Annotated in this window: 9 protein-coding genes and 1 pseudogene; 2 read left to right on the top strand and 8 right to left on the bottom strand. The window is 62.4% G+C overall.

Features of this window, described 5'->3' with window-relative positions; translation table 11 throughout:
• Positions 1–128 precede the first annotated feature (128 nt).
• Positions 129–512, top strand: a pseudogene (locus tag ACZYOF_RS18980) (N-acetyltransferase family protein); the annotation flags it as partial.
• A gap of 65 nt (positions 513–577) precedes the next feature.
• Here ACZYOF_RS18980 and ACZYOF_RS18975 read toward each other — a convergent pair.
• A complete protein-coding gene (locus ACZYOF_RS18975; protein WP_463716712.1) occupies positions 578–1,300 on the bottom strand; it encodes an isochorismatase family protein in 723 nt (240 codons plus the stop codon).
• A 154-nt stretch (positions 1,301–1,454) separates the two neighbouring features.
• On the opposite strand from ACZYOF_RS18975, the gene ACZYOF_RS18970 reads away from it, so the two are divergent.
• On the top strand, positions 1,455–2,357 hold the full coding sequence (locus ACZYOF_RS18970; RefSeq protein ID WP_130578644.1) for a LysR family transcriptional regulator: 903 nt from the start codon (positions 1,455–1,457) through the stop codon (positions 2,355–2,357).
• Between the two features lie 17 nt (positions 2,358–2,374).
• On the opposite strand, the gene ACZYOF_RS18965 is transcribed toward ACZYOF_RS18970, so the two are convergent.
• The 7 genes from ACZYOF_RS18965 to ACZYOF_RS18935 are packed head-to-tail and all read right to left on the bottom strand — an operon-like array spanning position 2,375 to position 11,314.
• A complete protein-coding gene (locus ACZYOF_RS18965) occupies positions 2,375–4,273 on the bottom strand; it encodes a gamma-glutamyltransferase family protein (protein ID WP_463716711.1) in 1,899 nt (632 codons plus the stop codon).
• Positions 4,264–4,695, bottom strand: a complete 432-nt coding sequence (locus ACZYOF_RS18960; protein WP_463716710.1) for a dihydroneopterin aldolase — start codon at positions 4,693–4,695, stop codon at positions 4,264–4,266. Before ACZYOF_RS18960 ends, ACZYOF_RS18965 begins: the two co-directional genes overlap by 10 nt.
• 31 nt (positions 4,696–4,726) lie before the next feature.
• Entirely contained in the window at positions 4,727–6,019 is a 1,293-nt protein-coding gene (glyA, locus tag ACZYOF_RS18955) for a serine hydroxymethyltransferase (protein ID WP_463716709.1), read from the bottom strand.
• Between the two features lie 11 nt (positions 6,020–6,030).
• Positions 6,031–7,404, bottom strand: a complete 1,374-nt coding sequence (locus tag ACZYOF_RS18950) for an L-serine ammonia-lyase (protein ID WP_463716708.1) — start codon at positions 7,402–7,404, stop codon at positions 6,031–6,033.
• Positions 7,405–7,408: 4 nt separating this feature from the next.
• On the bottom strand, positions 7,409–7,981 hold the full coding sequence (locus tag ACZYOF_RS18945; RefSeq protein ID WP_463716707.1) for a sarcosine oxidase subunit gamma: 573 nt from the start codon (positions 7,979–7,981) through the stop codon (positions 7,409–7,411).
• A 16-nt stretch (positions 7,982–7,997) separates the two neighbouring features.
• Positions 7,998–10,994, bottom strand: coding sequence for a sarcosine oxidase subunit alpha (locus ACZYOF_RS18940; RefSeq protein ID WP_463716715.1), 2,997 nt, complete (start codon positions 10,992–10,994; stop codon positions 7,998–8,000).
• A complete protein-coding gene (locus ACZYOF_RS18935; RefSeq protein ID WP_130580089.1) occupies positions 10,991–11,314 on the bottom strand; it encodes a sarcosine oxidase subunit delta in 324 nt (107 codons plus the stop codon). The genes ACZYOF_RS18940 and ACZYOF_RS18935 overlap by 4 nt, the downstream gene beginning before the upstream one ends.
• Between the last annotated feature and the right edge of the window lie 4 nt (positions 11,315–11,318).

The raw sequence follows: 11,318 nt of genomic DNA, 5'->3' as shown, positions 1-11,318 counted from the left end.
ACTGCTGATGCATTGCGATTGATGGCCTTGACACGAACCATCCCATGTGAGGTTCTGGCTGGCTGGTTACCCGCCTCGATACGCCGCCCTTCTCAGGCCGTCATCACCCAGATTCCGCCATAGCTCACATGTCGGAGGCGGACGCTCTTAGCTATTGGATGGGGACAGATCGTCAAACCTTTATTGCAGTGCAAGACGGAATCGCGCTGGGCACCTACTACCTTCGCGCCAATCAGGCCGGAGGCGGATCGCATGTCGCCAATTGCGGCTACATGACGCACCCGAGCGCGCAGGGAAAAGGCATCGCTCGGCGGATGTGCGAACACTCCCTGTTGCAGGCGAAGAGCCAGGGATTTTCCGCGATGCAATTCAATTTCGTTGTCAGCAGCAATGAGCGCGCCGTCAGCCTCTGGCATTCTCTTGGCTTCCGGGACGTCGGTCGCCTGCCACTCGCCTTCCGTCGGCCCTCTGGCGACTATGTCGATGCGCTTGTGATGTTCAAGTCGCTGTAACTGCCGAACCGCTCACGATCGGGCGACGGCGAGACTCTGTCCATCTCGCCGTCGCCACGAGAGCGCTACTCGGCCGCTACGCGTGTCGATCCCATGCTGTTTAAATAATCAACGCATTCATCGACGCTGTGCACGTCAGCGAACTTGGCGTCGATGTCGTAGAGGTTCCAGGCGACCGCACCGGGTACGCGGTCGCCGATGCACTCACGAACGGCAATGGTGCGAAAACCGTCCGCCAAGCCATCGCAGATCGTCGTACGGACGCATGCCGTCGCGGTCACGCCGGTTACCAGGATGGTGTCGACGCCGGCAGCGCGCAGAATTCCCCCAAGGCCCGTGCCATGAAACGCGCTCGCCCGTTTCTTCAGCAACGTATATTCCCCCTCGACCGGAGCGATGCGCGCGTCGATGGCCCAGAGCGCCCGATCGTTGAGATTGACGACTTCGATCGGTATTTTGCAGTGCCACAAGCCCATGTCGGTAAACGGTGCATTCCGGTCGGTGATCTCGTAGGCCGTGGTCACGTGGATCACCGGATGGCCGTTCGCACGGCAGCCCTTCAGGAGCCGCTGCATGCCCGGGATGATCTCGTTGTCCATCGCTTCCTGATCGCAAGTGAAGGGATTGCCCGGGCGCGTCCAGGCGTTGGCGAGGTCGACGCTCACCAGCGCCGGACGTGTTCCGAATCCGATGCGACGCTGGAAACCGCGCTCCTGATAGATCTTCGTCGAAGCATCGAAGGCCTGCTGCAACATGCGATTGAGCTCACGATTGTCGATGTCCTGCACGGTCAATCTCCTCATTGTCCGGCCGCCCTGACCGACGGCTCCATCGAGGCCATCATGACGAAAGGCGGCGCGAGCGGAAGTGACCGTTCACCAATTGTTGTTGCACGGCCTGCATCAATCGATATCCTTCACTCGCCCGTAGGGAAGGCGCCGAATGTGCGGAGACGAAGGTATCGAACTCACGCAGTCCTTTGTGGTGGTTGCCGAGGAACTCAGCTTCCGACGCGGCGCCCAACGCCTCAATATTGATCAGTCGGCTCTGACCCGTCGTATTCAGCGATTGGAACAGCAGCTCGGATTCAAGCTGTTCGAGCGTACCACCCGAGAAGTTTCGCTCACGCCAGCGGGCCGCTCGTTTTACGAAACAAATGTCGAGCTGTTGCGGGGTTACGAACGGGCGGTCGGCGCGGCTCGTCTCGTTGCGCAGGGCAAGACCGGAGAGCTGAGATTGGCTTACATGTCTTTCGCGGCAACGACGCTGATGCCTTCGGCAGTCTCTCGGTACAGACGACTCTACCCGCATGTCGCGCTGAACCTGCGCTACATGCGTACCCAGGGTCAGAAGCTGGCGCTCGCACATGACGAGATCGACGTAGGCTACATGATCGGGCCGTTCGACCATCCCGATTTCCAGAGCCTGGTGGCCTGCGTGGAGCCGCTTTATCTCGTTGCGCCGCGGGATCACGCGTTGACCCGTGCACCAACGATACGTCCAGCCGATCTCGCCGGGCAGGATCTTATTCTCGGAGATATGGGCGAGTGGGAGGCGTATCGCTGGCGCCTGAGCGACATCTTCTCGGCGGAAGGCCTGAGCATGAACGTCAGCCTGGAAGCGTCGAATCCGATGGCGCTGCTCGGACTGGTCGCGGCCGGCCTCGGCGTTACGATCTATCCGAAGAGCCTGATCGGGTTCGCCGGTCAGAACATCGATCTGCGTCCGATCGACGATCAACGGTTCTGTCTGGAAACGCTTCTGGTCTGGAAAAGAACGAACAGGTCCAAGACGGTCCGCGCCTTCATTGAGCTGGCCGAGCAAGGCCACCCATCCATCGGCTGATGATCGCGCGGTATTACTTAACGACCAAAGGCGTAACCCTGCATATAGCGAGGGTTCGCCGCCGCGCGCAGAACCCTCGCTCTTTTGGAAACCGCCGAAAGCCTTCCGAGCGACCATCCGTCGACGATTTCGATGCGATGGCCCCTGTCCGCAAGCTCCTTCTGCACGTCCATTGAAAAACGACTTTCCATGGCCAATGAACCGGGTTTGGCGCGGCGCGGAAAAAACGAGCTCGGCATGTGGTCGTTGTGAAACATCGGTGCGTCGATCGCGCGCTGCAGATTGAGATTGTGATGCACGTGGCGCAGAAAGAAGACCGAGCTCCACTGGTCCTGTTGATCGCCGCCCGGAGTACCGAAACTCGCGTATGGCTCCGCGTCCCTGTACACCAGCGAAACGGAAAGTGTTGTCCTGGGCCGCTTGCCGGGAGCAAGCGACGATGGAAGCCCCGGCTTGAGCCAGAACATCTGCGCTCGCGTCCCGAGCGCGAATCCGAGTCCAGGGATCACCGGCGAACTTTGCAGCCAGCCTCCGCTCGGCGTTGCCGAAACGATATTGCCGTGCCGATCGATCACGTCGAGATGGACCGTATCGCCACGCACGGCCCCGCGGCGGCTGATCGCGGGCTCTCCGCTAACGGCCGTGGAGCGGGCGACCGTCGGCTCACCGGCGCCCAGCGCCGCGCTCCCGTCCTCGGCGTCGCCAACGGTATAGGGCACGGCATGATCGAAGCCCTCGATCGAGCCCGGCCGGAAGTCCAGTGAGGCAGCCCTGCCCACCAACTCTCGTCGCGCGCTCGCGTAGTCCTCATTCAGAAGCCTTGCCATCGGCACATCGACAAAATTCGGGTCGCCGTAATACTTCTCGCGATCGGCGAACGCGAGCTTGGAGCACTCGGTGACGGTGTGAATGAAGTCGGCGCCGAGGGGATCCATCGAGGACAGATCGAATCCCTTGAGCAGGGCGAGCTGCTGGAGGAACACCGGTCCCTGCGTCCACGGTCCCGGCTTGAGCACCTGAAAGTCGCCATAGCTCAGGGAAAGCGGATCCTCGTACGTCTCTTGCCAGAGCGAGAGATCCTGTCCGGAGATGAGTCCGGCATGCCGCGATCCCGACGTATCCATCACGGGCGTCCGGACGAACCGCTCGATCGCGTCGGCGACAAACCCCTGGTAGAACGCCTTGCGGGCGGCTTCTATCTTCTGTTCTCTCGTCCCGCGCGTTTCCTCGGCGACCCGGACGATTCTCTCATACGTCGATGCAAGGTCCGGATTCGCAAATAGAGAGCCTGGCGCCGGCAGGCCATCTTTCAGATAGACGCTCGCCGATGTCGGCCATTCCTCCCGGAAAAGGGGAGCGACCGTTTGAATCGCCGCGGCGATCCTGGGAAGCATCACGTAACCGTCGCGAGCGTAGGTGATGGCGGATTCCAGAACGTCGCCCACGCCCATTGTCCCGTAGTCCTGGAGCAGCCTCATCCAGGCGCCGAACGAGCCGGGAACGCACGCGGGAAGAAACCCGCTTCCAGGAATGATGTCGAGACCCAGCCCGGCGAACGCCTCAATCGTGGCGCCCGCCGGCGCGACTCCTTGCCCGCACAGCACGCGCGCCCGTCCCGATTTCGCGTCATGGAAGATGATCGGGACCTCACCGCCGAAGCCGTTGAGATGCGGCTCGACGACTTGGAGCGCGAAGCCGATGGCCACGGCGGCGTCGAAGGCATTGCCTCCCTTTTCGAGGATGCGCATGCCTGCGGCGGTTCCCAGCCAATGAGTCGAAGCGACCACCCCGAACGCGCCGACGATTTCCGGCCTCGTCGTGAACGCGCCCTCGCCGGCATCGGGGCCGTAGCTGAGCCGGAAATTTCCCAGTGCCAAATTGCTCGACATTTTCGCCTCTCGTTGCTTCAGGCCCATCCTCGCTTCGCGGAAAGACGCATGTTGGCTGCATCATCATGTGGCGCAACTTCGACGGTTCCGCGCCTGCTCCGCTCCACCGACACACCGATCCTGCCAACGGCCGTCCCAAACGTCACACGAGGATCGCGCACGGTCAGCTTCACTCCATCGGCATTGGCGGCGGCCGCAAGGACCGCCTCCGCAGCGGATGCCGCTGCCTCAGCGAGGGAGGCGTGATCGGACGACGCGAAGGCGCGCGAAATCTCGCGGACGAGATCCGAGTAGTTCGCGGTATCCGCCAGGTTGTCACTCGAAGCGGCCTTGCTTAGATCGATCGACAAGTCCAAATCAACCTCCAGGGATCGCATCGTCGTCCGGTCGATGAGATCAACGGGCGAGTTGACCAGCAATCCGCGGACGAAAATTCCGTCGGAATCCACCGATCGCGAAGGTGCCGGACAACGCGTCACTTCAAGCAAGCGGATAGATGGGGAACGCCTTCGTGAGCTCGGCGACCTGCCCTCTCACGCGCTGCTCGACGGCCGGCGCCGCGCCGGTATTCGCGAGCGACACGGCGTCCAATACGTCCGCGATCAGATTGCCCACCGTCTGAAATTCTCTTTCACCGAACCCCCGTGATGTCGTTGCCGCAGTTCCCAGCCGAATTCCCGAGGTAACGGTCGGCTTCTCGGGGTCGAAAGGTATCCCGTTTTTGTTGCAGGTCATGTTAGCGCGCCCGAGCGCGGCTTCAGCCGTCTTGCCGTTGAGGTTCTTGGAACGCAGATCGACCAGCAACAGATGATTGTCGGTCCCATCAGAAACAACGGAATATCCCCGTTCCATCAGGGTGCTCGCCAACGTTTTGGCGTTGCTGACGACTTCGTTTGCGTATCGGCGGAACTCCGGCGTCAGTGCTTCGCCGAACGCAACCGCCTTGGCGGCGATCACATGCATCAGCGGCCCGCCTTGAAGCCCCGGAAAGATCGACGAGTCGATCTTCTTTGCCAACTCCGCGTCGTTGCACAGGATCAGACCGCCGCGAGGACCGCGCAGCGTCTTGTGGGTCGTCGACGTCACGACATGCGCATGAGGGATGGGTGACGGATGCACGCCACCGGCGACCAAGCCGGCGAAATGCGCCATGTCGACCATGAGATATGCGCCGACCAAGTCCGCGATGCGACGGAATTCCGCGAAGTCCCAGAATCGTGAGTAAGCCGACCCGCCTGCGACAATGACCTTCGGCTTATGCTCCCATGCGAGGCGCTCCAGCGCGTCCATGTCGATCCGGTGATCATCCGGACGCACGCCGTAGCTCACCGCATTGAACCATTTGCCTGACATGTTCGGCTTCGCGCCGTGGGTAAGATGGCCCCCTGCGGCCAGGTCCAGTCCCATGAAAGTATCGCCCGGCTTCATGAGAGCCATGAAGGCGCCCTGGTTGGCCTGACTGCCCGAATTCGGTTGCACGTTCGCGAAGGCGCAGCCAAAGAGTTTCTTCGCGCGCTCCCTCGCGACCTCCTCCGCCACGTCGACATGCGCGCATCCGCCGTAGTAGCGTCGTCCCGGATAGCCTTCCGCGTACTTGTTCGTCAGAACCGAGCCTTGCGCCTGCAGAACCGCGCGCGACACGATGTTCTCGGAAGCGATCAGCTCTATCTCTTCCTGCTGTCGCCTTAGCTCGTCCGCTATAGCCGAGGCTATCTCGGGATCCAGGATCGAGATGTCGGTGGTGAAGAACTTGTTCGACGCAACCTGTCCCATGTGTGTTTCCTTCAGCATTCCGCCAGATTCACCGCGAGCCCTCCGAGCGAGGTCTCCTTGTATTTGGATTGCATATCCCGGCCAGTCTCGCGCATCGTCGCGATGACCTTGTCGAGCGACACCACGTGTGTCCCGTCGCCCTGGAGCGCCAGCGAGGCAGCGCTGATGGCCTTGATGGCCCCGAACGCGTTTCGCTCGATGCAGGGGATCTGCACCAGACCGCCGATCGGATCGCAGGTCATGCCGAGATGGTGCTCCATGCCGATTTCGGCAGCATTCTCGATCTGCTCGTTGGTGCCGCCGAGAACGGCTGCCAATCCCGCGGCCGCCATCGAGCAGGCGACGCCGACTTCCCCTTGACATCCGACCTCCGCACCGGAGATGGATGCGTTCGTCTTGAACAGGGCTCCGATCGCGGAAGCGGTGAGGAGAAAGCGGCGCAGCCCTTCCGCATCGGCGTCGTGACAATGATCGCGGAAGTAACGCAACGTGGCCGGAATGATGCCGGCCGCGCCGTTGGTCGGCGCCGTGACGACGCGGCTTCCGGCGGCGTTCTCCTCGTTGACGGCGATCGCATACAGGCTAACCCAATCCATCACGGCATGCTGCGCGCGATTGTTCGCTCCGGATGCCACGAGGAGCCTCCGGTGCAGTGCGGGCGCCCGCCTCCGCACCTCGAGACCGCCGGGGAGCTCTCCCTCCGTCACCATGCCGCGGTCTATGCAAGCCATCATGACCGCGACGATGCGATCGAGATTGCTCTCGACCTCCTCGCGCGGCAGCCGCGAGGTTTCGTTGCCCAGAACCATCTCGGCAATGGAGAGGCCGGACGAAGCTCCCATCGTGAGGAGGTCGCGGCCCGAGCGGAAGGGATAGGGCACCGGCGTCGACGAGATAGGTGATGGTTTTCCCACCTCGGCTTCCTCGACGACGAAGCCGCCGCCGACCGAGCACCATCGCTGTTCAAGAAGCCGCTCCCCGGCCGAATCGAAGACCGTAAGCGCCAGCGTGTTGGGATGATGGAGCGCAGGGGTGATGCTGTCGAACACGATGTCCGCCTCGGGGTCGAAGGCGATCCGATACTTGCCCGCGAAATGGAGGACCCTTCCCTGCCGGGCCGACGCGGCGATCCTGTCGGCATCATCGGGATCGACCGCATCAGGAAGCTCGCCGGCAAGGCCGAGAATGACGGCTTTGTCCGTGCTGTGCCCTTTACCGGTCCAGGCGAGCGATCCGAACAGGTCGACCCGCACCCGCGCCACGCGTGGCAGCAGACCAGCAAGCTCTACGCTCTCGGCAAAGCGGGCCGCCGCCTTCATGGGGCCGACCGTATGGGACGACGATGGGCCGATACCGATCTTGAAGAGCTCGAACGTTCCGATCATGAAATCACGTGGGCGACCTGGCAGACTCATCGTCGAGGAATTCCCGGCGGGCGTCATCCAGAAGCAACCAGACGTAAGGCGAGAACGAACGCCAAACATCCAGGTGAAACACTTCACGCTCCGTTCGGGAAAGTATAATCGGCGACTTGCCGAGAATGGTGCGCGTGCACATCCCGATCGGGAACGCTCGTTCCGAAAGATCGAGCGGGCAGCCGTGGTTGAGCACGTACTCGCTCATCGGTCCCCTTATTTCCATGGAGTCGGATCGATGACTGACGTCGACGAGAGAGCAGGAATGGGAGGCGAGCCTTTCGGCCATCGCTGAGAAGAGTTCCGAAGAATCCTGCCCGATCGCTTCCAGCAGCCACTCGTCCGGGCCCAACCAATAGGCCTTGCGCGGCCCCGCCTCGCTGAAACGATTGGCGGTTTGGGGCAACTCGACGCCGAATGCCTCTGCGGCGGCGCCAACCGACGGGGGACGTCCGCGAAACACCAATTTCGCAGCGTCAGGCAGCACCGCTAGGCAAGCCCGCGGAGGATTTGCGCTGTCGCGGCTGACGGCCGCCAGCGAGTTCACCCTGACGATCGTTGCCTCAGCCATCGAGACGCTTCCCCTCCGGATCGTAGAAAATCGGCTGGACCACTTCGACCGTCACGGGCCCGCTTGGCATCGGAACGCTCAGGCGTGAGCCGATCCGCGCCCGGCCTCCTTGCACCAAGGCAAGAGCGATCGAACGGTCGAGCGCAGCGCTCCAATACGATGACGTTACGTGACCGATCATCGTCATGGGGACAGGTTCGGATGGGTCGGCGACGACCTGCGCCCCCACCTCCAATACGATCTTCGGATCCACGGTGAGCAGCCCGACCAGCTGTTTTCGATCGCTTCGGCTCATGGCGGGCCGCGCCAGCGAACGTTTGCCAACGAAGTCCTTCTTGGCTTTTCCGATCGCCCATGCCAGCCCCACGTCGTCGGGGGTCACAGTGCCGTCGGTCTCCTGGCCAACGATGATGTATCCCTTCTCGGCCCGGAGAACATGCATCGTTTCGGTGCCGTAGGGCGTGATGCCGAACTCACGTCCCGCGGCGCAGATCGCCTCCCACACACCGCGCCCGTATCCCATGGGGACGTTGACCTCAAAACCCAGTTCGCCGGTGAAGGAGACCCTGAAAAGTCGCGTCGGCACCCCCCAGATACGTCCCTCCTGCACGCTCATGTGCGGCATCGCCTGTTGGGAGATGTCGATGCCTTGGACAAGCGGCTGGAGCACCTTGCGGGCATTCGGTCCCTGGACGGCGATGACCGCCCATTGCTCCGTCGTCGACGTCAACCAGACGTCAAGATCCGACCACTCCGTCTGCAGGTAATCTTCCATGAGGGCGAGTACGCGGGTTGCGCCACCTGTCGTTGTCGTGACGTGGAATCGGTCGGGCGACATCCGCCCGACCACTCCGTCGTCCATGATGAAGCCGTCCTCGCGCAGCATGACTCCGTAGCGTAGACGTCCGGGCTCGAGCTTCGTCCACGCATTGGTGTACATCCGGTTCATGAACTCGGCGGCGTCCTTGCCGACGACCTCAATCTTGCCGAGCGTGCTGGCATCGAAAATGCCGACGGATTCCCGCGTAGCCTTGCATTCGCGTCTGACCGCCGCGTGTATGTCCTCGCCCGGCCGCGGGAAGTAATGGGCCCGCTTCCAAAGGCTCACGTCCTCGAAGACGGCGCCGTTCTCGCGTGCCCATTCGTGGATCGACGTCTTCCGAACCGGATCGAACAGCTGTCCTCTCGACTGACCGGCAAATGCGCCGAAGGTTGTCGGCGTATATGGCGGACGAAAGGTCGTCAGGCCGACCTTGGAGACGGGCAGCGCCAGAGTCTGCGAGACGATACCCAACGCGTTCATGTTGGAAGTCTTGCCCTGGTCGGTCGCCATACCCGTCGTCGTGTAGCGCTTGACGTGCTCGATGGAGCGAAAGCCTTCGCGCGTCGCAAGTTCAATGTCTTTTGCGGTGACGTCGTTCTGGAAGTCGACCCAGGCCCGTGTTCGACGCGATCCGCCGCCGCTCGGCGGCGCGCCAACGAAACCGTCTCTCCCCAACGATTGGGCGAAAACCGAAAATTTGTGCTCGGCCGCTACAGTCCCTCCCGCCGCTTTTGCCGCGCTGAGTCCTCCCGCGAACCCGTCGGCGAGAGATGTGCTGAGGTCGAACACGCCTCGACAACCTCCCACGGAACGCTCGCGCTCGACCGATTCACCCGGCAGATATGCCTTCAGATCCTCGTCGTAGACGAGCTTGCCGCGCGACTGCGAGAACAGGTGCACACTCGGCGTGAAGCCCGCCGACATCAGCAGAAGGTCGCACGCGAAGGTTTCGGGATGCCCTGCGCTTCCTCCCGAGATCCTGGCCACATCGACATGCGAGATGTGCAGACGGCCGTAAGTGCCGGCAACTACAGTGGAGGGACGCACGTCTATGCCGGCCGCTCGCGCCCGCTCGATCCACCGCCCGTTCGGATTTGATCTCACGTCCGCGATCGCGGTGATCTCTATCCCGGCGCTCTTCAGCTCGAGTGCCGCACGATAAGCGCTGTCACAAGCGGTGAAGACGACTGCCCTGGTGCCGGGCAACGCCCCATAGCGATTGGCATAGGTTCGCGCCGCCTCAGCCATCATGATTCCGGGGCGATCATTGCCTGGAAATACCATCGGCCTTTCGATCGCACCCGTCGCGAGAACCACTTCCCTAGCCCGTACCTGCCACATCCGCTCCCGCGGTTGCTTTGTGATTGCCGGTCCCAAATGGTCCGTGACGCGCTCACATAGCCCAAGGAAATTGTGCGGATACCAACCGAACGCGGTGGTCCGCGGCAACAGGACCACGTTCGTTCGCGACTTCAATTCCTGGATAGTCTGCTCCAGCCAATCAGCGGCCGCCTGCCCGTCGATGGTTGCTTCCCGCTCCGACAGCAGCGAGCCTCCCATCTGGTCCTGCTCGTCGCAGACGAAGACCCTCACTCCCGATCGCGCCGCCGCCAGGGCGGCCGCAAGCCCGGCTGGCCCCGCCCCGACGACCAGGACATCGCAATGCCCGTACACTTGCGTATAACGGTCGGCGTCGGCCGCGTCCGGGGCGCGCCCCAGCCCGGCGGCGCGCCGGATCATCGGCTCGTACAGCTTCTTCCACGCCGACGCCGGCCACATGAAGGTCTTGTAGTAGAAGCCCGCCGGGAGAAATCGCGAGAACAGGTCGTTTGCGCCGCTGAAGTCCAGCGACAGGGATGGCCAACGGTTCTGGCTCTCGGCCACGAGGCCGTCGTAGAGCTCGACCTGCGTTGCGCGAAGGTTCGGCGTATAGCGCGATTCCTCGTTGCCCACACCCACGAGCGCGTTCGGCTCATCCGCGCCGGCGGACATGATGCCGCGAGGACGATGGTACTTGAACGATCTGCCGACGAGATGGACGCCGTTGGCGATAAGTGCCGAAGCGAGCGTGTCGCCTGCGAACCCGGAATATTTCTTTCCGTCGAAGTGGAACGACATAGGCTTGTCGCGATCGATGCGGCCGCCCGCGGGAAGCCGGTATCTCATAGCGCCGCTCCGCTCCTGCTGGACCGCTCTTCCAGCCCCGGTTCGACCGGCTTGGGAGGCTCCTCGCCAATCTTGTAGGTCGACACAATCGCGTCGGAGACCGTATTCCGCTGCACGTTGAAGAAACGCGCGCAGCCGTGAATATGCCTCCAGCGTTCCGCGTGCAGTCCTTTCGAATTGCTTCTTATGTACAGGTATTCCGCCCACGCCTCGTCATCGAGAGACGCGGGATCCTTCGGGCGCGCGATATGCGCCTGTCCTCCATAGGAGAACTCGAGTTCTGGCCGCGGGCCGCAGAAGGGGCACTTGATGAGAAGCATGTGA

The organism is Bradyrhizobium sp. LeoA1Lang (genome assembly GCF_055413685.1).
Note: the sequence above shows the minus strand (reverse complement) of the source record. Positions and strands in the feature narration are given on the sequence as shown.